Source organism: Roseospira goensis, from assembly GCF_014197795.1.
GTDB lineage: Bacteria > Pseudomonadota > Alphaproteobacteria > Rhodospirillales > Rhodospirillaceae > Rhodospira > Rhodospira goensis.
Genome location: NZ_JACIGI010000003.1, coordinates 98,910 through 120,123 on the forward strand (window position 1 = coordinate 98,910; position 21,214 = coordinate 120,123).

General features: G+C 72.1%; 21 protein-coding genes and 1 tRNA gene. 13 read left to right on the forward strand and 9 right to left on the reverse strand.

Annotated elements, in window-relative coordinates; translation table 11 throughout:
* Positions 1–5: 5 nt before the first annotated feature.
* Complete coding sequence (locus GGD88_RS02490; protein WP_184431374.1) at positions 6–1,292, forward strand: M24 family metallopeptidase; 1,287 nt, start codon at positions 6–8, stop codon at positions 1,290–1,292.
* A 9-nt stretch (positions 1,293–1,301) separates the two neighbouring features.
* On the opposite strand, the gene GGD88_RS02495 is transcribed toward GGD88_RS02490, so the two are convergent.
* A tRNA-Arg gene (locus GGD88_RS02495) sits at positions 1,302–1,378 on the reverse strand.
* A 407-nt stretch (positions 1,379–1,785) separates the two neighbouring features.
* Here GGD88_RS02495 and GGD88_RS02500 point away from each other — a divergent pair.
* The 3 genes from GGD88_RS02500 (at position 1,786) to guaB (ending at position 5,221) form a co-directional block, all read left to right on the forward strand.
* Positions 1,786–2,799 carry a Ppx/GppA phosphatase family protein gene (locus GGD88_RS02500; protein WP_343056213.1) on the forward strand — a complete coding sequence of 338 codons (1,014 nt, stop codon included), beginning with the start codon at positions 1,786–1,788 and terminating at the stop codon, positions 2,797–2,799.
* Positions 2,796–3,599 (forward strand): RlmE family RNA methyltransferase, encoded by an 804-nt coding sequence (locus tag GGD88_RS02505; RefSeq protein ID WP_184431376.1) that lies wholly within the window; start codon positions 2,796–2,798, stop codon positions 3,597–3,599. Before GGD88_RS02500 ends, GGD88_RS02505 begins: the two co-directional genes overlap by 4 nt.
* A 158-nt stretch (positions 3,600–3,757) precedes the next feature.
* A complete protein-coding gene (gene guaB / locus GGD88_RS02510; protein ID WP_184431378.1) occupies positions 3,758–5,221 on the forward strand; it encodes an IMP dehydrogenase in 1,464 nt (487 codons plus the stop codon).
* A gap of 37 nt (positions 5,222–5,258) precedes the next feature.
* On the opposite strand, the gene GGD88_RS02515 is transcribed toward guaB, so the two are convergent.
* The 3 genes from GGD88_RS02515 to GGD88_RS02525 all read right to left on the reverse strand — a co-directional run bounded on the left by GGD88_RS02515 (position 5,259) and on the right by GGD88_RS02525 (position 8,412).
* On the reverse strand, positions 5,259–6,866 hold the full coding sequence (locus tag GGD88_RS02515; protein WP_184431380.1) for a YifB family Mg chelatase-like AAA ATPase: 1,608 nt from the start codon (positions 6,864–6,866) through the stop codon (positions 5,259–5,261).
* Positions 6,867–6,952: 86 nt separating this feature from the next.
* Positions 6,953–7,768 (reverse strand): TerC family protein, encoded by an 816-nt coding sequence (locus GGD88_RS02520; protein WP_246423513.1) that lies wholly within the window; start codon positions 7,766–7,768, stop codon positions 6,953–6,955.
* A gap of 32 nt (positions 7,769–7,800) precedes the next feature.
* Positions 7,801–8,412, reverse strand: a complete 612-nt coding sequence (locus GGD88_RS02525) for a tRNA-specific adenosine deaminase (protein WP_184431382.1) — start codon at positions 8,410–8,412, stop codon at positions 7,801–7,803.
* Positions 8,413–8,619: 207 nt separating this feature from the next.
* On the opposite strand from GGD88_RS02525, the gene argC reads away from it, so the two are divergent.
* The 3 genes from argC to GGD88_RS02540 are packed head-to-tail and all read left to right on the forward strand — an operon-like array spanning position 8,620 to position 10,996.
* Positions 8,620–9,666: an N-acetyl-gamma-glutamyl-phosphate reductase gene (gene argC / locus GGD88_RS02530; RefSeq protein WP_184431384.1), complete on the forward strand. Its 1,047-nt coding sequence runs from the start codon at positions 8,620–8,622 to the stop codon at positions 9,664–9,666.
* A gap of 34 nt (positions 9,667–9,700) precedes the next feature.
* A complete protein-coding gene (locus GGD88_RS02535; protein WP_184431594.1) occupies positions 9,701–10,240 on the forward strand; it encodes a gamma carbonic anhydrase family protein in 540 nt (179 codons plus the stop codon).
* 3 nt (positions 10,241–10,243) lie between these two features.
* The gene (locus GGD88_RS02540; protein ID WP_184431386.1) at positions 10,244–10,996 is read left to right on the forward strand and encodes a hypothetical protein; all 753 of its coding nucleotides are present in this window, start codon (positions 10,244–10,246) and stop codon (positions 10,994–10,996) included.
* Between the two features lie 19 nt (positions 10,997–11,015).
* On the opposite strand, the gene GGD88_RS02545 is transcribed toward GGD88_RS02540, so the two are convergent.
* Positions 11,016–11,567 carry a GNAT family N-acetyltransferase gene (locus GGD88_RS02545; protein WP_184431388.1) on the reverse strand — a complete coding sequence of 184 codons (552 nt, stop codon included), beginning with the start codon at positions 11,565–11,567 and terminating at the stop codon, positions 11,016–11,018.
* Positions 11,568–11,700: 133 nt separating this feature from the next.
* On the reverse strand, positions 11,701–11,991 hold the full coding sequence (locus GGD88_RS02550) for a hypothetical protein (RefSeq protein WP_184431390.1): 291 nt from the start codon (positions 11,989–11,991) through the stop codon (positions 11,701–11,703).
* A gap of 360 nt (positions 11,992–12,351) precedes the next feature.
* Between GGD88_RS02550 and GGD88_RS02555 the strand changes: the two genes are divergently transcribed.
* The 6 genes from GGD88_RS02555 to GGD88_RS02580 all read left to right on the forward strand — a co-directional run bounded on the left by GGD88_RS02555 (position 12,352) and on the right by GGD88_RS02580 (position 18,366).
* Complete coding sequence (locus tag GGD88_RS02555) at positions 12,352–13,410, forward strand: transporter substrate-binding domain-containing protein (protein ID WP_184431392.1); 1,059 nt, start codon at positions 12,352–12,354, stop codon at positions 13,408–13,410.
* Between the two features lie 214 nt (positions 13,411–13,624).
* Positions 13,625–15,067: a siroheme synthase CysG gene (gene cysG, locus GGD88_RS02560; RefSeq protein WP_184431394.1), complete on the forward strand. Its 1,443-nt coding sequence runs from the start codon at positions 13,625–13,627 to the stop codon at positions 15,065–15,067.
* A 2-nt stretch (positions 15,068–15,069) separates the two neighbouring features.
* The gene (locus GGD88_RS02565) at positions 15,070–15,417 is read left to right on the forward strand and encodes a DUF2849 domain-containing protein (protein WP_184431396.1); all 348 of its coding nucleotides are present in this window, start codon (positions 15,070–15,072) and stop codon (positions 15,415–15,417) included.
* A gap of 21 nt (positions 15,418–15,438) precedes the next feature.
* Positions 15,439–17,091, forward strand: a complete 1,653-nt coding sequence (locus tag GGD88_RS02570; protein WP_184431397.1) for a nitrite/sulfite reductase — start codon at positions 15,439–15,441, stop codon at positions 17,089–17,091.
* A complete protein-coding gene (locus tag GGD88_RS02575) occupies positions 17,078–17,605 on the forward strand; it encodes a DUF934 domain-containing protein (RefSeq protein WP_184431399.1) in 528 nt (175 codons plus the stop codon). Before GGD88_RS02570 ends, GGD88_RS02575 begins: the two co-directional genes overlap by 14 nt.
* Positions 17,602–18,366, forward strand: a complete 765-nt coding sequence (locus GGD88_RS02580) for a phosphoadenylyl-sulfate reductase (RefSeq protein ID WP_184431401.1) — start codon at positions 17,602–17,604, stop codon at positions 18,364–18,366. The genes GGD88_RS02575 and GGD88_RS02580 overlap by 4 nt, the downstream gene beginning before the upstream one ends.
* A 215-nt stretch (positions 18,367–18,581) precedes the next feature.
* On the opposite strand, the gene GGD88_RS02585 is transcribed toward GGD88_RS02580, so the two are convergent.
* The 3 genes from GGD88_RS02585 to GGD88_RS02595 all read right to left on the reverse strand — a co-directional run bounded on the left by GGD88_RS02585 (position 18,582) and on the right by GGD88_RS02595 (position 21,177).
* Positions 18,582–19,391: a family 1 encapsulin nanocompartment shell protein gene (locus tag GGD88_RS02585; protein WP_184431403.1), complete on the reverse strand. Its 810-nt coding sequence runs from the start codon at positions 19,389–19,391 to the stop codon at positions 18,582–18,584.
* Between the two features lie 4 nt (positions 19,392–19,395).
* Positions 19,396–19,800 (reverse strand): ferritin family protein, encoded by a 405-nt coding sequence (locus GGD88_RS02590; RefSeq protein ID WP_184431405.1) that lies wholly within the window; start codon positions 19,798–19,800, stop codon positions 19,396–19,398.
* A gap of 165 nt (positions 19,801–19,965) precedes the next feature.
* Complete coding sequence (locus GGD88_RS02595; protein ID WP_184431407.1) at positions 19,966–21,177, reverse strand: CaiB/BaiF CoA transferase family protein; 1,212 nt, start codon at positions 21,175–21,177, stop codon at positions 19,966–19,968.
* Positions 21,178–21,214 lie beyond the last annotated feature (37 nt).

Consider the following 21,214-nt stretch of genomic DNA (forward strand, 5'->3'; position numbering starts at 1 on the left):
CGCCCATGTCCCCTTTGGACCCCACGTCCCGTCCCGACAGCACGGACAGCGATCGCGCGGCCGTGATCGACACCGTGGGCGCACCTGGCCTGTCGGACAGCCTGGCCGGTGCCTTCGATCCGGTCCGGCTGCGGGCCGAGCGCCTGTCCCGGGTGCGGGCCGCGATGGCGGCGGCCGGGCTGGCGGCCGTGGTGCTGTTCGACCCCAACAACCAGCGTTACGCGACCGGTTCGCGCAACATGTTCGGCTACTTCCTGCGCAACTCGACGCGCTACATCTATGTACCGCTGTCCGGCCCGGTCATCCTGTTCGAGTACCCCGGCAGCGCCCATACCTCGACCTGGCTGGAGACGATCGACGAGAACCGGGTCTCCAAGGTGGTCTGGTCGGCGGTCAACCAGCGTGACGGCGACACCGCCCGCCCCTTCGCCGTCGACATCGCCGATCTGGTGCGTGCCGCCGGTCACGGCCGGCGGGTCGGTCTCGACCGGTGCAGCCACCTGCACGCCCTGGCCCTGGAGGCGGAGGGCCTGGAGGTGGTGGACTGCCAGCAGGACCTGTTGCATGCCCGCCGCCTCAAGAGCCGCGACGAGATCGCCTGCCTGGCCCTGAGTTGCGCCGCCAGCGAGTCCGCGGTGGCGGCGGTCGAGCGCGCCATCCGGCCGGGGGTGCGCGAGACCGACCTGTTCGCGACCCTGTACCACGAGACCATCGCCCAGGGTGGGGAGTTCATCGAGACCCGGCTGCTGACCGCCGGACCGCGCACCAACCCGTGGTTCCAGGAGGCCTCGGACCGGCGGGTGCGGCCGGGCGAACTGGTCTGCCTGGACACCGACACCATCGGCTGCAACGGCTACTACTCGGACTTCTCGCGGACGTTCTTCTGCGGTCCCGGCCGGCCCAGTGGGGCGCAGCGGTCGCTCTACCGCATGGCCTGGGAGCAGGTGCAGCACAACACCGCGCTGCTGCGGCCCGGCCTGAGCTATCGGGAGCTGGCGGAGCGAGCCTGGCCGATCCCCGAGCGGGTCTACGACCGGCGCTATCCGTCCATCATCCATGGCGTCGGTCTGCACGGCGAGACGCCCCTGGTCGCGCACAAGGGCGACTTCGACGCCTATTCCAGCGACGGCGTGCTGGAGCCCGGCATGGTCGTCAGTGTGGAGAGCTATATTGGTGAGCCCGGGGCGCCGGACGGTGTCAAGCTGGAGGACGAAGTGCTCATCACCGAGACCGGTGCGGCGCTGATCTCCCGCTATCCCTATGACGACACGCTGCTGGAGCGGATGATCTAACCGCGCGGATGGTGACCCCGGCAGGGCTTGAACCTGCAACCCCCGGTTTAGGAAACCGGTGCTCTATCCAGTTGAGCTACGGGGCCATGCACGGGAGCATGCCATGCGTGGCGCGTTGTTTACCAGATCGCCGCCGGCCTGACCACCCTGACCGGCGGCGCGCGGATCAGCGGGCGCGGCTGCAACCTGGCGGCGCCAATGTCGCGTCACATTCGCGATTCCAACCGGTGCCAGAGTGCTCTAGGATGCTCCCCAGGGCGGTAGCGGATCGGTGCGAGGTCGCTGTCGACCCGACCGTTTCACCGCAGCCGTTGCATCGAGAGCGTCCGTGCCCTTCGAACCCCCGCCCAGGCCCACGGTCCAGTCCGCCGCGCACAGTCCGGTGTCCGCGCTGACGGTGGATCCGCTCCCCGACGACGCCGGCCGCGACACGGGCCGCGACACGGGCCGCGACACCGGGCCGGCGGGTCCGGGCGCCCGCCCCGGACACGGCGTGCGTGCCACCGTTCGGGTGCCGCGCACGGACCGGCCCATCTTCGTGGCGCTCGACCTGGGCACCAACAACTGCCGCATGCTGGCCGCCCGCCCGGACCCGCGGGGTGGCTTCCGGGTGGTGGACTCGTTTTCCCGCATCACCCGGCTCGGCGAGGGTCTGCACGACAGCGGGCGTCTCTCCGAAGCGGCCATGGCCCGCACCATCGACGCCCTCAGGGCCTGTGCACGCAAGATGGCCCGGCACCGCGTCGTCGGGGCCCGCATGGTGGCCACCGCGGCCTGTCGGCACGCCAGCAACAGCGATGTGTTCCTGCGCCGGGTCGAAGCGGAAACCGGCCTGCGCCTGGAGGTCATCCCGGCCGCCGAGGAGGCCCGCCTCGCGCTCGCCGGCTGTGCCCCGCTGCTGCGCCCGGACAGTCGGGGCGCGGTGGTGTTCGATATCGGCGGCGGCAGCACCGAACTGATGTGGGTCGCGTCGGACCCGGACGACGACGGCCGCCCCGGCCTGCCCCGCATCGTCGACATGGCCTCGCTCCCGCTGGGTGTGGTGACGGTCGCCGAGGCGCGCGGCGGTGACCTGTGCGACCAGGCGTACGGGTCGGTCAAGGATGCGGTGCGCGCCGCGCTCGGGGTGTTCGACCGTCGGCACGGCATCGCCGCACGCCTCGCCGCCGGCGACGCCATCCAGATGCTGGGCACATCGGGCACGGTCACCACCCTGGGCGGCGTGATGCTCGACCTGCCGCGCTACGACCGCGACAGCGTCGACGGCCTGGAGGTCGACTTCATTTCCATCGCCGCCGTCAGCCGGCGGCTACGCCACATGAGTTGTGCCCAGCGTGCCCGCCATCCCTGCATCGGCAGCGAGCGCGCCGACCTGGTGGTTTCGGGATGCGCCATCCTGGAGGCGATCTGCGACCTGTGGCCGGTCGGGCGCCTGCGCATCGCCGATCGCGGCATCCGCGAGGGGGTGTTGATGGACCTGATGCGCGCCGCCGGGGTGCTGGCATGAGTGCTGGGGGACGCGGATCCGGCGGCAAGGGCAAGGGAAAGGGCGGTCGCGGCGGCGGCGGGGGTGGTGGCGGCAAACCGGTCGGCTCGGCGCGCCAGCTTCATACGCGGGTGCGCACCGCACGCGGGCGCAAGCCGTCCTCGACACGGTGGCTGCAACGCCAGTTCAACGACCCCTACGTCCTGGAGGCCCGCCGCCAGGGCTTCCGGTCCCGGGCTGCCTTCAAGCTGATCGAACTCGACGACCGCTTCCAGATCCTGCGGCCCGGCCTGCGGGTGGTGGACCTGGGGGCTGCGCCGGGTGGCTGGACTCAGGTGGCGGTGGCGCGCGTGCGCGCCGGGCAACCACCGACGGACGGCCCCGCCGGCATGGTGGTCGGGGTGGACATCCTGGATTGGGGCGAGGTTCCCGGCGCGCTCTGCCTGACCCTGGATTTCATGGACCCAGACGCGCCGGCGATCCTTCAGCGGCATTGCGGCGGGCCGGTGGACGTGGTGCTGTCCGACATGGCGGCGCCGGCCACCGGCCACCAGCAGACCGACCACCTGCGCATCATGGCCCTGGCGGAGGCCGCCTGGGCCTTCGCCGAAGAGACCCTGGCGCCGGGCGGGGCCTTCGTCTGCAAGGTGTTCCAGGGCGGCACCGAAGGCGCGCTGCTGACGCGCATGAAGGCGCTGTGCGCCAGCGTCAAGCACGCCAAGCCGCCGGCCAGCCGCAAGGACTCGGCGGAGGTCTACGTGGTGGCCCAGGGCTTCCGCGGCCGGCCCGAAGACGCGCCGCGCGACCCGGCTGCGCCGTAGCGCCGCCATCGCGCCGTCGCGCCCGCCGACACCCGCGGCCCGGCCCGGCCCCATGCGGTGACCGGGACCGGCCCATGCGCCCGCCTCCCCTTGGCGAAGCGGGCTCGGCATGGCATATCCCCGGCACCGCCGCGAGTTCCCCGTAGGAGACGAGTCCCATGTCCTTCCCCGAGGCCCTGACCTTCGACGATGTCCTGCTGGTGCCGGGGGCATCGGAGGTCCTGCCCGCGGCCGCCCGCACGCGGACCCGCGTGACGCGCTCGATCGAGCTGGCCATTCCCCTGATCTCCTCGGCCATGGACACGGTGACCGAGAGCACGATGGCGATCGTCATGGCGCAGTCCGGCGGCATCGGGGTGGTCCACAAGAACATGGACATCGAGGCCCAGGCCGAGGAGGTGCGCAAGGTCAAGCGCTACGAATCGGGCATGGTGGTCAACCCGGTGACCATCCACCCGGACCAGCACCTGGCCGAGGCGCTGGCGATGATGGCCCGCTACAAGATCTCCGGCATCCCGGTGGTCGAGCGCGGCGACGGCCGCCTGGTCGGCATCCTGACCCATCGCGACGTCCGCTTCGCCACCGACATGGATCAGGCGGTGAGCGACCTTATGACCAAGGACCGGCTGGTGACGGTGACCGAAGACGTCACCCACGACGAGGCCAAGCGCCTGCTGCACCGCCACCGCATCGAAAAGCTGATCGTGGTCGACGAGACCTTCCGCTGCGTCGGGCTCATCACCGTCAAGGACATCGAGAAGGCCATCACCTTCCCGCACGCCGCCAAGGATGAACGCGGCCGCCTGCGCGTCGCGGCCGCCACCGGCGTGGGTCCCGATGGCGTGGCCCGCGCCGAGGCCCTGCTGGAGGCGGGCGCCGACGTCATCGTGGTCGACACCGCGCACGGCCACTCCAAGGGCGTCATGGATGCCGTGACCCGCATCAAGACGATCTCCAACTATGCCCAGGTGATCGGCGGCAACGTGGCGACGGCCGACGGCGCCCGGGCGCTGATCGACGCCGGCGCCGACGGCGTCAAGGTCGGGATCGGCCCGGGCTCGATCTGCACCACCCGGGTCGTCGCGGGCGTGGGCGTGCCCCAGTTCACCGCCATCCTGGAGACGGCGGAGGTCTGCCGCGCCACCGGGGTGCCGCTGATTGCGGACGGTGGCATCAAGTACTCCGGCGACCTCGCCAAGGCGATCGCCGCCGGGGCCAACGTGTGCATGATCGGCTCGCTGCTGGCCGGCACCGACGAGGCCCCGGGCGAGGTGTTTCTGTACCAGGGCCGGTCCTACAAGGCCTATCGTGGCATGGGCTCGGTCGGGGCGATGGCGCGCGGTTCCGCCGACCGCTACTTCCAGCAGGAGGTGACCGACACCCTGAAGCTGGTGCCGGAGGGCATCGAGGGCCGGGTGCCCTACAAGGGGCCGGCCGGGACGGTGATCCACCAGCTCGTCGGCGGCCTCAAGGCGGCCATGGGCTACACCGGCAACCCCACCATCGCCGACATGCACGCCAACGCGCAGTTCCGCCGCATCACCGCGTCCGGCTGGCGCGAGAGCCATGTGCACGACGTCGCCATCACCCGCGAGGCGCCGAACTACCGCGAGACGATGTAGCGCGTTCGCTTGAGCGGCGATCCCTCGGACGCCTGCGCTATCGCCCCCCGCCGCGGCCGCGCCGCCGTCCGCCCGACGCCGCCAAGGCCGGTGTCCCGGCCCCGGCCCCGGCGCCGGATCCGGCCGGACTGACCTGGCGGTAGCTCAGCGCCTCCGCGATGTGCACCCGTCCCACCCCGTCGTGGCCGTCCAGGTCCGCCAGGGTGCGCGCCACCCGCAGCAGCCGGTGATAGGCCCGCGCCGACAGGCGCAGACGCTCGGCGGCCTCGGCCATCAGGGCATGGCCGGCCGCGTCCGGGCTGGCGATTGTCTCCAGCGGCGCTCCGGACAGGTGCGCGTTCACGCGGGCCGCCGGCCCCTGCCCGTCCCTGGAGCACGCCGCCGCCCGCTCCGCCTGGGCCTCGCGCGCGGCCCGTACCCGCGCCGCCACAGCCGCGGATCCTTCGGCCGTCGTCGCGGGGGCCAGCGCAAAGGGATCCACCGGCGGCACCGTCACGTGCAGGTCGATGCGGTCCAGCAGGGGGCCGGACAGGCGGTTGCGGTAGTCGATGCCGCAGCCGGGCGCCTTGGTGCAGGCCAATGCCGGGTCGTCCAGATGGCCGCACTTGCACGGGTTCATGGCGGCGATCAACTGGAACCGGGCCGGATAGGTGACGTGGCCGTTGGCCCGGGCGATGCTCACATGGCCGGTCTCCAGCGGCTGGCGCAGCGCCTCCAGCGCCGGGCGCGAGAACTCGGGCAGTTCGTCCAGGAACAGCACGCCATGGTGGGCCAGGCTGATTTCGCCCGGCTTGGCGCGCAGCCCGCCCCCCACCAGGGCCGGCATGCTGGCCGAGTGGTGCGGATCGCGGAACGGCCGCCGGGTCAGCAGGCGCCCGTCCGCCAGGTGGCCGGCGACCGAATGGATCATCGACACCTCCAGCGCCTCGTCCGGCGCCAGCGGCGGCAGCAGGCCGGGCAGGCGCGCCGCCAGCATCGACTTGCCGGCGCCCGGCGGGCCGGTCATCAGCAGATTGTGACCGCCGGCGGCGGCGACCTCCAGGGCGCGGCGGGCGCTCTCCTGGCCCTTGACGTCGGCCAGGTCCAGGCGCGGCCCGCCGTCGGCGCGGGCCTCGGGGTGCGGCCGGGCGAGCGTCTGGCTGCCCTTGAAGTGGTTGATCAGCGCCAGCAGGCCGGCCGGGGCGAGCACGTCCACGTCGCCGGCCCAGGCCGCCTCGCCGCCCTGTGTCTCGGGGCAGATCAGGCCGCGCTCCGTCCGCACCGCCGCCAGCGCCGCCGGCAGCACGCCGGCCACCGCGGCCAGGGAGCCGTCCAGGCCCAGCTCGCCCAGGATCACGAAGCCGTCCATCTCCTCCGCCGGCAGCACCCCCATGGCGGCAAGCACGCCGCAGGCCACGGGCAGATCGTAATGACTGCCCTCCTTCTGAAGGTCGGCGGGGGCCAGGTTGACGATGATGCGCTTGGGCGGCAGGGCGAGGCCAATGGCGGTGAGTGCTGCGCGCACCCGCTCGCGGCTCTCGGCCACCGCCTTGTCGGGCAGCCCGACGATGGTGAAGGCCGGCAGCCCGCCGGTGAGCGAGACCTGCACCTGCACGTCCAGGACCTCGATCCCGGAGAAGGCGACGGTGTGGACGCGGGCGACCATGGGCGCGGCCGGACGGTGGAGCGGGCTGACCCTGTATCATAATGCGGGTATGCCCGCGCGCCCACACGTTTTTGCCGGGGCGGTTGTTAGCCCGCCTGGGCCGCCTGTCGCGCCCGCTTGCGCCGCGCCAGCATGTTCAGCCCCTCGACGAACGCCGCGAAGGCCATGGCGGCGTAGATGTAGCCCTTGGGCACGTGCGTCCCGAAGCCGTCGGCGATCAGCACCATGCCGATGACCAGCAGGAACGCCAGCGCCAGCATCACCACGGTGGGGTTCTCGCCGACGAACCGCGAGATCGGGCCGGCGGCCAGGAACATGACCGCGACGGCCACCACCACCGCCGCCACCATGATCGGCACGTGGTTGGTCATGCCGATGGCGGTCAGGATGCTGTCGATGGAGAAGACCACATCCAGGGCCACGATCTGGCCGATCACGGCGGCCAGGCTCACCGTGGCGCGGTCGGCGTTGAACATGCCGTGGGCCGTGCCGGGCTGCACCTTCTCGTGGATCTCGCTGGTGGCCTTCCAGACCAGGAACAGGCCGCCGCCGATCAGGATCAGGTCGCGCCAGGAGAAGGCCGTTTCCAGCACCGGTGCGCCGTGGTCGCCGCCGGCGATCTCGATCCCCAGGTCGAAGACCGGCGCGGTCAGCCCCACGATCCAGGCGATCACCGACAAGAGCGCGAGCCGCAGCACCAGCGCCAGCCCGATGCCGACTCGGCGCGCGGCCGGCTGCTGGTGGTCCGGCAGCTTGTTGGTGACGATGGAGATGAAAATCAGGTTGTCGATGCCCAGGACGATTTCCATCGTCACCAGGGCAAGGAAGGCGACCCAGGCTTCGGGCGCCAGCAGCAGGTCCAGCATGTCCCCCTCGCTCCCCTTCTGATCTCGGCGGCGCATGCCGGTGCGGCATCCGCCGGATTGGCGGCGATTCAGTACGGGATGGTCTCGGACTCCCGCCACAGCGCGAACGCGTCCCGCGCGCCGGGGGTCACGGCGCGGCGCACCACCATGCCCGGGCGGTCGCGGTAGGGCCGGGCCACGGCGTCGTGCAGCGCCGCATCCAGGAAGTCCACACCGTCCCCGGCGGCGTCGAAGCGGGTGGCGGCGAACACCAGCACCGGGATGCGTGCCCAGGCGATGGCGCCGTAGCACATCGGGCAGGGTTCGGTACTGGCGTAGAGCACACCGTGCGACGTCGGGCCAGGCTGGGGCAGCCGCGCCGCGCCCTGGTCGATCCGGCCCAGGTGGACCACGCCCAGGTTGCGGGCGGCGGCGCGGATGGCGCAGATCTCGGCGTGGGCCGTCGGATCGCTCCACTGGGTGACGTGGTTGCGCTCCACCCAGTGGCGCACGATGGCGCCGCTGGCGTCGTCGACCTGGAGCAGCACGGCCGCGAACGGGCCGCCGCCGGCGCGCACCGACTCCACCGCCTCCGCACAGGCCAGCCGGATCCACGGGTCGTCGCCGGCCTCGATGCCGGCATACGGATCGTCCGGCGCGGCCCGCGTCGGGCCGGCGTCCGGCCGGACCGGCCTGCGCACCGGCGGTGGTCCCGGGTAGATCGCAGTCGGCGCACGGCGGGGATCGGTCAACGGACGGCTCCGGATTGGCAACGGGCGCGGCACGGTCACGGTACACCGCCGCCGCGCGCACGCAAGCGCCGTCTGGCCTGGTGCCTTGAGGCCGGACGCCGCTTGGGGCATGCTCCCGGGCCTGCTTCTTCCTGCGGACACGGAGGGTCCCGTCCCATGAGCGAGACGGTCAAGGTCGCCATCCTGGGCGCCAGCGGCTACACCGGCGCGGAGTTGATCCGCCTGCTGGACACCGACCCCGGTGTCGAACTCGCGGTGCTGACCGCCGACCGCCGCGCGGGCCAGTCGCTGGGCGCGGTGTTCCCCCATCTGGCCGGGGTCAAGGCGCCGCCGCTGGTGGCGATCGACGACGTCACCGACTGGTCCGGCATCGACGTCGTCTTCTGCGCCCTGCCCCACGCCACCACCCAGCCCGTGATCGCAGGGCTGCCGGACCACCTGAAGGTCGTCGATCTGTCGGCCGACTTTCGTCTGCATGACGTGGACGTTTACGCTGACTGGTATGGCGGCCCGCACCAAGCGCCGGACCTGCAGAAGACCGCGGTCTACGGCCTCACCGAACTGGCCCGCGACGCCATCGCCCGGGCGCGCCTGGTCGCCAACCCGGGCTGTTATCCGACCGGGCCGCTGCTGGCCCTGATGCCGCTGATCGAGTCCGGGCTGATCGAGCCCGGCGATATCATCATCGACGCCAAGTCGGGCGTCAGCGGGGCCGGTCGCAGCGCCAAGGAAGGGCTGCTGCACGGCGAGGTCTCGGAGGGCATCCACGCCTACAGCGTTGCCGCGCACCGCCACAGCCCGGAGATCGAACAGGAGCTATCGCGGGCCGCCGGTCACGCCGTGCCGACCACCTTCACGCCGCACCTGGTGCCGATGAACCGCGGCATCCTGTCCACCATCTATGTCCGCACCCACGCCAACGCGGATGCCGCCACCCTGCTGTCGGCGCTGACGGTGCGCTACAAGGGCGAACCGTTCGTCCGGGTTCTGCACGGCGGCGCGCTGCCCCACACCCGGCACGTGCGCGGATCCAACCTGTGCCTGATCGGCGCCGTCGACGACCGCCGGCCCGGTCACGCCATCCTGGTGACGGCCATCGACAACCTGGTCAAGGGGGCGGCCGGGCAGGCGATCCAGAACATGAACGTCATGCTGGGACGCCCGGAGACCGCTGGCCTGGCCCTGCAACCGGTGTTCCCGTAAGGCACGATCGGAGACAGGAGGAACGGACGTGAGCATGGATCCCATCATCCTGCCCTGGCGCGGCGTCTGGCCGACACTGTCGCCCGATGCCTTCGTCGCCCCCGGCGCCACCGTCATCGGCGACGTCGTGGTCGGCGCCGGCAGCAGCATCTGGTTCGGCTGCGTGGTGCGCGGCGACGTGCACGAAATCCGCATCGGCGCCAACACCAACATCCAGGACGGCACGGTGGTGCACGTCACCAAGGGCCGGTTCGGCACCTACATCGGCGACGGCATCACCATCGGCCACAAGGCGCTGATCCACGCCTGCACGCTGCAGGACGGGTGCTTCATCGGCATGGGCGCCACCGTCATGGACGGGTGCGTGATCGAGAGTGGCGCCATGGTCGCCGCCGGTGCCCTGGTGCCGCCCGGCAAGCGGGTTCCGGCCGGCGAGCTGTGGGCCGGCAGCCCGGCCAAGCCGAAGCGCGCCCTGACCGCCGAGGACACCGCCGGCTGGCCGGCCCAGGCCGCGCACTACGCCGAGCTGGGCCGGACCTATCGCGCGGATCTGGCGCGCCGCGCCGCCGAGTAGGCCGTGCCCGGTCTCCTGGTCCTGCAATCGCACGCGCCGGCGCCGCCGGCCTGGATGGCCCGGTGCGTCGCCAGCGTCCGCGCCTGGGCCGCGGCCGGCGGGCATGCCTACCGGTGCACCGGCGATGCCCTGTTCGACCGCTTGCCGGCGCCCCTGCGGGCCAAGACCGCCGGCTGCGGCGCCATGGCCGCCGACCTGGCCCGCCTGCTGTGGATCCGCGAAGCCCTGGCCGAGGGGACCTGGGACCGGGTGGCGTGGCTGGATGCCGACGTGTTCGTGTTCGCCGGCCAGCGGCTGGACCTGCGCGTTGAGACGACGCATGCCTTCGGCCGCGAGGTCTGGGTGGAACCGGCCGGGTCGGGGCTGCGGGTACGGCGCCACGTCCACAACGCGGTGTGCGTGTTCGGCCCCGACGACCCCGTGCTGCCGTTCCTGATCCATGCGGTGACCGGCCTGCTGACCCGGGCGGAAGTGGGCTGCGTCTCGCCCCAACTCGTGGGGCCGAAGCTGCTCAGCCACCTCAACGGCGTGGCCGCGTTCGCGCTGGTGGAGTCGGTCGGCATGGCGAGCCCGCTGGTGCTGCGGGATCTGGCGGCCGGCGGCGGGCCGGCCTGGGACGCGCTGGTCGGGGCGCATGCCGCGCCGCTGGCGGCGCTGAACCTGTGCGCGTCGCTGGCCGGCCGCACGGTCGATGGCGTGGCGGTCACCGACGCGCTGCTGACCACGGCGATGGACCGCCTCGCGCGACCCGCCTGAACCGGGCGTCGTGGACCGGTCAGCCCTCGGCGCGCGGGGCCGTGGCCTGACCGTCGCCCAGCGCGCGTTGCATGTACAGCGTGCCCAGCCAGCGGCCGAACTTGCGGCCCACGCCCGGCAACACCCCGATGGTCTCGAACCCGAGCCGGCGGTGCAGGGCCTCGGACGCCTCGGAGCCGGGGGTGGTGATGACGGCGACCATCTGGCGGACGTCCGCGGCGGCGCAGCGGTCGATGACCGCGCGCAGCAGGGTAGTGCCAACCCCCCGGCCGGCCGCCGCCGGGTCGACATAGACGCTGTCCTCGACGGTATGGCGATAGGCCGGCCGCGCCCGGAACGGGCCGGCATAGGCATAGCCGAGCAGGCGCCCGTCGCCGCCGTCGCGCGCCAGCAGCCAGGGCAGCCCGGCCTCGCGCACGGCGGCAATGCGTCGCGCCATGTCGTCGCGTGACGGCGGGACAAGCTCGAAGGTCGCGGTGCCGGTCAGCACATGAGGGGCGTACAGGGCCTGGACGGCATTGGCGTCGTCGGGGTCGGCCTCGACGATGGCGACCGGGTCGGAGGGACGCATGGGGGCTCTCACCGGGAACGGACAGACGCGGCTCGGGATGCCGCCGGCTATCCCATAACCCAACGCGCCCGGCCGCGCCAAGGGCGCTGACCGATCGGCCTCACCGCCCCCCCCGGCCTGCGCGCCGGCTGCCTCAGGCCGACTCGCGCGGTGGCTCTGGCGCGCGGGAGCGCGACGGCCCTCTCGAGTCGCGCCACGGGCCGTCCTCTTCCCAGTCCGGAACCGTGGTCGACATGGCATCGCCCAGCATCTGCGCCACGCGGTCGCGAGCCTGGGCCTCGGACACGCCCGGCCACAGGCGCCGATACACCATGACGGCCGCGTCGAACGCAATGGCGTCGGACCCGACCTGCCCGCCCTGGACGGACGCGTAGGCCCGGACGACCGCCGCGCGGGTGCTCTCCGTGTTGGTCCCCCGATCCATGGTCCGTGCTCCGTTCTGCCCCTCGTGCGGACAATCTGCCCCTCGTGCGGACAATCTGTCCCTCGTGCGGACAAAGAGTGTCCGACGGCCGGTCCATTCCGAGGCAGTATGCCGCAAAACGCGGTGGTCACGAAGCATCTGTTGCAGGCGGTGGGGACCAAATCAGGCCGGATCACGCCCCCGGGAGGTCTGACGCCCGCCCAGCGGTCCGGGTCTCTCTATCAAATGGTTCCGAGTCTCAGCTTTGGCCATCGCGGTTGCGTCAGAACCGAGCGGTCGCCACGTGTGTCAGGGTCGGACCCCGACTCCGGCAGACCCCAGACAAGACACGCGGCACCAACCATGGGAGGTCCTCACGTCATGATCCGGATGTCCACCGCCTGCGCGGCCGCGCTTCTGGCCGCCCTGCCCTGGGCTGCGGCCGAGGCCCAGAGCGGGAAGCCAGAAGCGCAGGTCAAGCCCGACGCCATCACCTGCGACCAGATGTACACCAGCCAGCCCGGCGACTATCTGGCCAGCATCGCCGAGCGCGCCTACGGGCACGCCAGCGCCTATCACATTCTCTATCAGTACAACCCCGGCAAGCTCGGCAACCCGAGCGAACTCGATGTCGGGGTGGACCTCTGGGTGCCGTGCCTGGGCGGCGACGGGCCGACGGAGGCGGCCCTCCCGGCCGTGGCCGAGTCCACGTCGGCCGACATTCGCCTGGTGACGGGTGCCGACTATCCGCCCTACGTCGATGCCGGCCTGCCCGGCGGCGGCTTCAGCTTCGAACTGGTCGAACGCGCCCTGCAACGGGGCGGCGACGGCGCCGCCGATTACCGCATCGACGTCATCAAGGACTGGGGCTCCCATCTCCAGACCCTGCTCGCCAACGGCGCCTATGACCTGGGGTTCCCCTGGTTTCGGCCGGACTGCGAGCAGGCCGACCGGCTGAGCGAGGCCTCGCGCTGGCGGTGCGACAACCTGCGCTTCTCCGAACCCCTGCACGAGGTGGTCATCACGTTCTACGGCGCGGCCGGCAGCGAGGCCACGTTGACCAGCTACGACGCGCTGCAAGGCAAGACGCTGTGCCGCCCCGAAGGTTACTTCACCTTCGACCTGGAGGTGGAAGGGCTCGCCCCGCCGGCCATCGTGCGGGTCGCCGGCGACAGCCCCACGGACTGCTTCGAGCGGCTGGCGGCGGGCGAGGTGGACGTGGTGACCCTGAACGCCGACACCAGCGAATCGGTGGTGCAGAGCCTCGGCATCGGCGATCAGGTCAGTGAACTGATCGCCCTGGCCACCGTGCAGACCCTGCATGTCGTGGGCATGAAGACCGATCCGCAGACGCGCATCAACCTGCTGCGCATCAACAAGGGCCTGATCGGGATGCGACAGGACGGCACCTATCAGTCCGTAGCCGCCAAGCACCTGTAGGGCGGGTCCCTGAGGGGTCGGACGGGACCGGCCGGCCCCTCGATGCCGCGACCCGGACCAGCGCGTGCGGGATCAGGCCGGGTGATATAGTACGTATTTACTTTGTGGAACACATAAATAACACTATATTTATGTGTTATTTATGTGTTGACCACACCCCTCCAGCGTGGAAACGTTCTCGCATTCGGCCCACGGGGCACCCGCGAGGACAGCCATGCTCGTTTCCCTGGATTTCACCGCGCGTCCGGCCCTGGTGGTGGGCGGCGACGCGGCCGCCGCCGCCAAGGCCCGCCTGCTCGTCGAGGCCGGCGCCCTGGTTACGGTCGTGGCCGCCGAGCCCGCGGCCGACCTGATCGCGCTCGCCGCCGCCGGCGCCGTGCGCCTGGACCGACGGGCCGCCGCGCCCTGCGACGTCCTGGGCTGCGCGGTGGTGATCGTGGCGCTCGAGGACGAAGGCGAGGCCCGGCGTGTCGTCGGCTGGGCGCGCGCCGCCCGGGTCTGGGTCAATGCCGTCGACCGCCCCGCCCTGTCGGATTTCTCCGTCCCCGCCATGGTGCGGCGCGGCCCGCTGGAGGTCGGCATCGCCACCGGCGGCGCCGCGCCCGCCCTGGCCCGGCTGGTACGCGCGCGAATCGACGCCGTGCTGCCGGACCGCCTGGGTACCCTGGCCGCTTTCGCGCGCCGGTTCCGGGACGCGGTCAAGGCCACGGTGCCGGCCGGACGGGCGCGCCGGCTGTTGTGGGACCGCGTGTTCCAGGGCGAGATCGGCGAGCGTGTCCTGGCCGGCGACGAGGCCGGGGCGGCCGAGCGCATGATCGCCCTGATCAACCGGTCACCGACCGGCGCCGATGAGCCGGCTTCGGGAGTGGTCCACCTCGTCGGCGCCGGCCCCGGCGATCCCGAGCTGCTGACCCTGAAGGCGCAACGGCTGCTCCAGGCGGCCGACGTCATCTTTTACGACAGCCTCGTTGATGCGCGCGTGCTCGACCTGGCCCGACGCGACGCCACCCGCGTCCCGGTCGGCAAGCGATACGGCGCCCCGGGCATCGGACAGGACGCCATCCACGGCGTGATGGTGGAGGCCGCCACGGCCGGCCAGCGGGTGGTGCGCCTGAAGGGCGGCGATCCGTTCGTCTTCGGACGCGGCGGCGAGGAGGTGGCGGCCCTGGCGGCCGCCGGTGTCGACGTCCACGTCGTGCCCGGCGTGACCGCCGCCCTGGGCTGCGCGGCCGCCGCCGGGATTCCCCTGACGCACCGCGACCACGCCTCCGCCGTCACCCTGGTGACCGGACAGGCGAAGGCGGGGGACGCGGAGACCGACGCCGCCGCCCTGGCGGGGGACGACCGCACCCTGGTCGTCTACATGGGCCGCGCCCGCGCCGCACGGCTGGCCCGCCGGCTGATCCAGGCGGGCGTTCCCGCCGGTCTGCCCGTCGCCGTGATCGAGAACGGCACCCGGCCGGACCAGCACGTCCACGTCGGCCCGCTGACCGCCCTGCCCGCGCTGGCCCATCGGGTCGCCGATGGTCCGGCCCTGATCGTCATTGGCGAGGTGGTCCGTCAGGCGCCGGCCTGGCACGCCCGCATCGCGCCGCCCGCCCCCGTGGCCGCATCCTCGGCCGCGTCCGACCGCCGCCCCGCCATCGGAGGTGCCTGACCATGGCCCGCAAGCTCCGCGCCGACGCGCCCCGCGTCGTCACCGCCAACCGCCTGCTCGACGGCGTCGTCGTCTACCGCACCGCCGCCGGCACCTGGTCGCCGCACCTGGCCCGCGCCCTGGTCGTGGGGTCCGACCCCGCCGTCGAGGCCCTGCTGGCCGTGTGCGAGCGCGACGTGGCGGGCTGCGAGGTGGTGGGCCTGGATGTCATTGAGGTCCGGCCTGACGCCCTGGCGGCGAGGGGCGACGGCCCCCGCGCCATCACGCAACGCGAGGCCATCCGGGCCACGGGACCGACGATCGCCCTGCCGGTCGACCGGCCGGTGACCCGTCCTGCGTCGCTCCCCTGACCCGCCCGCCGGAGAGTGTCCATGTACCAGTACGACACCCATGACCAGACGCTGGTCGACCAGCGCGTGGCCCAGTTCCGCGACCAGGTCGCGCGCCGCCTGTCCGGTGCCCTGACCGAGGAGCAGTTCAAGCCGCTGCGCCTGATGAACGGCCTCTATCTCCAGCTTCACGCCTACATGCTGCGGGTGGCAATCCCCTACGGCACGCTGTCGGCCGCACAGATGCGCATGCTGGCGCAGATTGCGCGGCGCTACGACCGCGGCTACGGCCACTTCACGACCCGCCAGAACATCCAGTTCAACTGGATCACGCTGGCCGAGGCGCCGGACATCCTGGCCGATCTGTCGCGGGTGCAGATGCACGCCCTGCAGACCAGCGGCAACTGCATCCGCAACGTCACGTCGGACCCCTGGGCCGGGGTGGCGCCGGACGAGATCGAGGACCCGCGCATCACCGCCGAGATCCTGCGCCAGTGGTCGACGCTGCACCCGGAGTTCAGCTACCTGCCGCGCAAGTTCAAGATCGCCATCACCGGTGCGCCCAGCGACCGCGCGGCGGTCAGGGTGCACGACATCGGCCTGCGCATGCACCGCGACGACCGCGGCGAGGCGGGCTACGAGGTGATTGTCGGTGGCGGCCTGGGGCGCACCCCGGTGATCGGCAAGACCATCCGGCCGTTCGTGCCGAAACGGCACCTGCTGAGCTACCTCGAAGCCATCATGCGCGTCTACAACAGCTTCGGCCGGCGCGACAACATGTACAAGGCGCGCATCAAGATCCTGGTGGACGCCATTGGGATCACTGAATTCCGGGACCTTGTGGAGGCCGAGTGGACGACCCTGCGCGAGACCGAGCTGGACGTCGCACCGGAGACCTACGCCGCCATCGCGGCCCACTTCGCGCCGCCGGCCTACGAGGCGCTGACGGGCACCGTGGCCGAGGCTGCCGACGGGGCATCGGACGCGGTGCTGGCGCGCTGGATCCGGGCCAACGTGGCGCCGCACCGGGTTCCGGGGCACGGCATCGTCAACGTCTCGCTCAAGGGCACCGACCAGCCGCCCGGCGACGCCACCGCCAGCCAGATGGACCTGCTGGCCGACCTGGCGGAGCACTACAGCCACGGCGAGATCCGGGTCACGCATGAACAGAACCTGGTCCTGCCCCACGTGCGCCTGTCGGATCTGCCCGCCCTGTGGGCGGCGCTGGAGGCCGCCGGGCTGGGCACCCCCAACGTCGGGCTGGTCAGCGACATCATCGCCTGCCCCGGCCTGGACTACTGCGCGCTCGCCAACGCCCGCTCGATCCCGCTCGCCCAGGCGCTCACCCGGCGTTTCGCCGACATGGACCGCGCCCAGGAGATCGGCGAACTGCACATCAACATCTCGGGCTGCATCAACGCCTGCGCCCATCATCACGTGGGCCACATCGGCATCCTAGGCGTGGACCGCCACGGCGAGGAACTCTACCAGGTCACCCTGGGCGGGCGCTCGGACGAGCAGGCGGCCCTCGGCAAGGTTGTGGGGCCGGCGGTCCCGGCCGACCGCGCCGTCGACCTGATCGCCGGGTTCGTGGACACCTACCTCGCCATCCGCCAGCCAGGCGAACGCTTCATCGACACGGTGGCCCGCGTCGGCACCACCCCGTTCAAGGAGACGCTCCATGCCGCTGCTTGAAGCCGGTGTCCGCATCGCGGACCCCTGGGTCGTCGTGACCGAACCTCAGGCGGTACCGGCGGACGGCCCCGTTCTGGTGCCGCTGGCGCGCCTGACCACGGAGAGGGACACCCTGGTGATGCGCCGCGCCCCGCTTGGCGTGCTCCTGCCCAACGACGCCGCGGTTGCCGACCTGACGGTCCTGGTGGACGGCGACCTGAACCGCCTGGGCCTGATCGTCCTCGCCTTCCCCGCCTTCAAGGACGGTCGGGCCTATACCCAGGCGCGCCAGATCCGGGAGACCCACGGCTACCGCGGCCGGCTGCGGGCCACAGGCGAGGTGCTGCGCGACCAACTCCTGTTCATGGTGCGCTGCGGCTTCGACCAGGTGGTGCTGGACAGCGCCGACCCCGAGGGCGACTGGCAGACCGCGGTCACGGAAATCGCCGGCGTCTACCAGCCCACCGGCGACGGCCGTCCGACCATTCCGGCGCTACGGCGCCATACCCTGCGACGCAAGGGACTGGCGGCATGACGACCCACCCCATCGTGTTCCCCGGCCGCCTGCCGCTGACGTCCGCGCGGCCCGGGTCGGTCCCGGAGATCCTGCGCGCCGCCCAAGGGCTGTCCACCCGCGCCCTGCTGGCCCGGGCCATCCGGGACTGGTTCCCGGGCGAGATCGCCGTGGTGTCCTCCTTCGGCACGGAATCGGCGGTGCTGCTGCATCTGGTCGCCGAGGTGGATCCGGCGACGCCGGTGCTGTTCCTGGAGACCGGCAAGCTGTTCGGGGAAACCCTGCGCTACCGCGACCGGCTGGTCGAGCGCCTGGGGCTGCGCGACGTGCGCAGCCTGCGGCCGGACCCGGCGGCGCTGGCCCAGGCCGACCCGGACGGCGAGCTGTGGGCGCGCACCCCGGACGCCTGCTGCCACCTGCGCAAGGTGGAGCCGCTGGAGCGCGGCCTGGGCGGGTTCGCGGCCTGGATCAACGGTCGCAAGCGCCATCACGGCGGCGACCGCTCCACCCTGCCGATGGCCGAGACCGTGGACGGCCGGGTCAAGCTGAACCCGCTGGCGGGCTGGTCGCGCGCCGACATCGACCGCCATTTCGCGGCCCACGACCTGCCGCGCCATCCGCTGCAGGCGGACGGGTTCGCCTCGATCGGCTGCTGGCCGTGCTCGGACCGGGTGGCGGCGGGCGAGGACCCACGGGCCGGACGCTGGCGCGGCCGCGCCAAGACCGAATGCGGCATCCACGGACGGCCACCCGCCGCCGTCTCCGCCGGCGGCTGCGGGTGACGGCCCGCGGTCCCACGCGGAAGCGTGGGACCGAGAAAGGTGGTCCCGTGGTCCCACGCGGGAGCGTGAGACCGAGAACGGTGGTCCCGCGGTCCCACGCGGGAGCGTGGGACCGAGAACGGTGGTCCCGCGGTCCCACGCGGAAGCGTGGGACCGAGGAAGAAAGGGGCTCTTGCGCCCACGCTCCTGCGTGGGCGCCGCGGCGTCCGCTGCCGTCAGGCGGTCTTGGGGGCGATGGCGCACACTGCGCCCTCGTCCTGCATGCGCAGCACTAGGCTTTCGTTGACGAACAGCTCGCAATGGATGCCGTCGTTGCCGATGTAGCCGCACATCAGGTCCTGGCCGATCTCCAGGCTGCCCACGCGGGGGTCGATGACGGCGGCCCCCTCGATGCTGGTCTTGAAGATGCCCCGGGTGCACAGCCGCCGCAGGTGGTTGATCAGCACCATGTCGCTGTCCGGATAGCGCCGGAACAGGGCGTTGTAGTACTTCGGCGCCAGCACCAGGGCGTGCGGCCCCCGGAATCCACCGTCGTCCAGGCGGGTGACGGCGGCCAACACGTCCTCCAGCGCGTCCTCCGGCTTGGTCCAGTCGCCGCCGTCCATGCGGCACAGGCCGTCGCTCTCCAGCAGGCCCGGCAACCCGAACTCGGGGCGGCCGTAGTAGACGATCTGTTCTTCCAGACGGGCCACCGCCTCGGCGGCGTCCTCGACCGGCGACAGGTCCAGCGGCTGCCCGTTCGACAGGGCGGCCGCCAGGCGGCGCAGCGACAGCTTGAAGGTCCGGCGCAGCATCGGCACCGAGACGGCCCGGCTCATCACCGCCCCGGCCTCGCCCGGCGCCGGCTGGCGGCAGTAGTCGTCGTTCGACAGCTCGATGGCGGTCAGCCCGGGTCCGTAGGGGCCGCCCACCTCCAGGAAGCGGCGCGCCGTCATCAGTTCGCGCGCGGCGCCGGCGGCGGCCTCGTCGATCCGGTCCCAGATGCCATCACCGAACGGGGCCTGGCTGCGGTTCAGGAAATCCATGGTGCTAGCCCTCCTCGCCGTCACGGATGGCGCCGATGGTGAAGCCGTGGCCGGGCCGGCCCGATGGAGCCTCGGCCCCACCCTCTGGACCCGCCTCGGCCCCGCCGCCGGTTTCCTCTTCCTCGACCTCGGTGATCGGCGCCTCGGTGAACAGATAGGTCTGGATGTACTCGGCCCAGTCCGCGTTGTTACGGCGCAGCCATTCCAGCACCATGCAGGCGTGCTCCATCTCCTCGCGCATGTTGTGCAGCAGGATGTCACGCAGCGGCGCGTCCTCGCAGTCGTCGGCGCGCTGGCGGTACCAGTCCACCGCGTCCAGTTCCTCCTTCAGCGAGACGATGGCGTGATGCAGGGAGAGGGTCTCCCGGGACAGGCGTTCTCGCGGCGCGTGAAGTCCCTCGCTGGACATGTCGGTTGGCCTCCTGGGATGTGAACGGTGGAGCCGGAACGGGGCGCCCGGCGGCCGCGTGGGTGGCGGGTCCGCTTGGTGGGTGGGCGCCCCCCGGATACTGGGACCCGGCGGGCCGGGTTTCCAGGGAAAACGGCCAATCGCCTCATGGGTTCCGCGTGGCGCTCAGATCACCCCGTCGGCGCGCAGTGTGGCGCGTTCGTCGGCCGCAACCCCGAGCACGTGCTCCAGAACGGCGTCCGTGTCCGCGCCCAGGGCCGGGCCGGCGTGGTCGATATGCCCGGGGGTGCGCGACAGACGGGGCAGCACGTTGGGCAGGGTCAGCGAGCCCACGCCCTCGGCCAGCACCTCCACGAGGTTGCCGCGGGCGGCGAAGTGCGGGTCGGCGAAGATGTCGGCGATGGTGTTGATGGGGCCGCAGGGCACATGGCCCGCGGTGCAGACCTCCACCACCCGGTCGCGCGGCATGGTGCGGGTCCAGCCCTCGACCAGGCCGTCCACCGTCTCGCGCGCCGCCAGCCGCTGTGCCGTGGTGCCGTAGTCGCGGACCAGATCCGGCCGCGCCATGACCTCGGCCAGGCGCGCGAACATCTTGTCGCTGGTGCAGGCGATCGCCACCCAGGCGCCGTCCTGGCACACGAAATGTCCATGGGGGCAGGCGTTCAGGGTCCCCGCGCCCTCGCGACCGCGCACCGTGCCGTCGCGGGCGTAGCGCGGGGCGATTTCGTCGAGCACCCGGAACACCGACTCGTAGAGCGCGATGTCCACGACCTGGCCTTCGCCGGTGCGCTCGGCGTGGCGCAGGGCCATCAGCACGCCCACCGCCCCGAACAGGCCCGACATGTAGTCTCCGAGCGACGTCGACCCCGGCGTGACGGGCGGCCCGTCCGGCATGCCGGCCAGATGGGTCAGCCCCCCTACCGCATGGGCGATGCGGGCGAAGCCCGGCCGGTCCGCATACGGGCCGTCCTGGCCGTAACCGCTGACCCGCAGCATCACCAGGGCGGGGTTGAGGGCGGACAGGTCGTCCCAGCCCAACCCCCACCGCTCCATCGTCCCCGGTCGGAAATTCTCGCAGACCACATGGGACTTCGCGGCCAGGGCCTTGAAGAGACGCGCCCCCGCCGGCTTCCGCAGGTCCAGGGTCACGGACCGCTTGTTCCGTGCCTCACTCAGGAACGCGAGGCTGTCGCCGCGCTCGGTCGCGGTGCCGAAGCGACGGAACGGATCGCCGGTCCCCGGCTGCTCGACCTTGATGATCTCGGCGCCGAACTCGCCCAGGATGGCGGTGGTGAACGGGCCGGCGATGAAACTGGCGGCGTCGAGGATCCGGATGCCGTCGAGCGGACGGGGGGCGGCGGGCGACGCGGTCTCCATGAACGAACGGACTCCTTGGCGCGGGACAGAGGCCCTA

Coding starts and splice junctions, on each gene's coding strand:
- GGD88_RS02490 (WP_184431374.1), top strand. CDS start 6: ATGTCCCCTTTGGACCCCACGTCCCGTCCCGACAGCACGGACAGCGAT.
- GGD88_RS02505 (WP_184431376.1), top strand. CDS start 2,796: ATGAGTGCTGGGGGACGCGGATCCGGCGGCAAGGGCAAGGGAAAGGGC.
- guaB (WP_184431378.1), top strand. CDS start 3,758: ATGTCCTTCCCCGAGGCCCTGACCTTCGACGATGTCCTGCTGGTGCCG.
- GGD88_RS02515 (WP_184431380.1), bottom strand. CDS start 6,866: ATGGTCGCCCGCGTCCACACCGTCGCCTTCTCCGGGATCGAGGTCCTG.
- GGD88_RS02520 (WP_246423513.1), bottom strand. CDS start 7,768: ATGCGCCGCCGAGATCAGAAGGGGAGCGAGGGGGACATGCTGGACCTG.
- argC (WP_184431384.1), top strand. CDS start 8,620: ATGAGCGAGACGGTCAAGGTCGCCATCCTGGGCGCCAGCGGCTACACC.
- GGD88_RS02535 (WP_184431594.1), top strand. CDS start 9,701: ATGGATCCCATCATCCTGCCCTGGCGCGGCGTCTGGCCGACACTGTCG.
- GGD88_RS02545 (WP_184431388.1), bottom strand. CDS start 11,567: ATGCGTCCCTCCGACCCGGTCGCCATCGTCGAGGCCGACCCCGACGAC.
- GGD88_RS02550 (WP_184431390.1), bottom strand. CDS start 11,991: ATGGATCGGGGGACCAACACGGAGAGCACCCGCGCGGCGGTCGTCCGG.
- GGD88_RS02555 (WP_184431392.1), top strand. CDS start 12,352: ATGATCCGGATGTCCACCGCCTGCGCGGCCGCGCTTCTGGCCGCCCTG.
- cysG (WP_184431394.1), top strand. CDS start 13,625: ATGCTCGTTTCCCTGGATTTCACCGCGCGTCCGGCCCTGGTGGTGGGC.
- GGD88_RS02565 (WP_184431396.1), top strand. CDS start 15,070: ATGGCCCGCAAGCTCCGCGCCGACGCGCCCCGCGTCGTCACCGCCAAC.
- GGD88_RS02570 (WP_184431397.1), top strand. CDS start 15,439: ATGTACCAGTACGACACCCATGACCAGACGCTGGTCGACCAGCGCGTG.
- GGD88_RS02575 (WP_184431399.1), top strand. CDS start 17,078: ATGCCGCTGCTTGAAGCCGGTGTCCGCATCGCGGACCCCTGGGTCGTC.
- GGD88_RS02580 (WP_184431401.1), top strand. CDS start 17,602: ATGACGACCCACCCCATCGTGTTCCCCGGCCGCCTGCCGCTGACGTCC.
- GGD88_RS02585 (WP_184431403.1), bottom strand. CDS start 19,391: ATGGATTTCCTGAACCGCAGCCAGGCCCCGTTCGGTGATGGCATCTGG.
- GGD88_RS02590 (WP_184431405.1), bottom strand. CDS start 19,800: ATGTCCAGCGAGGGACTTCACGCGCCGCGAGAACGCCTGTCCCGGGAG.
- GGD88_RS02595 (WP_184431407.1), bottom strand. CDS start 21,177: ATGGAGACCGCGTCGCCCGCCGCCCCCCGTCCGCTCGACGGCATCCGG.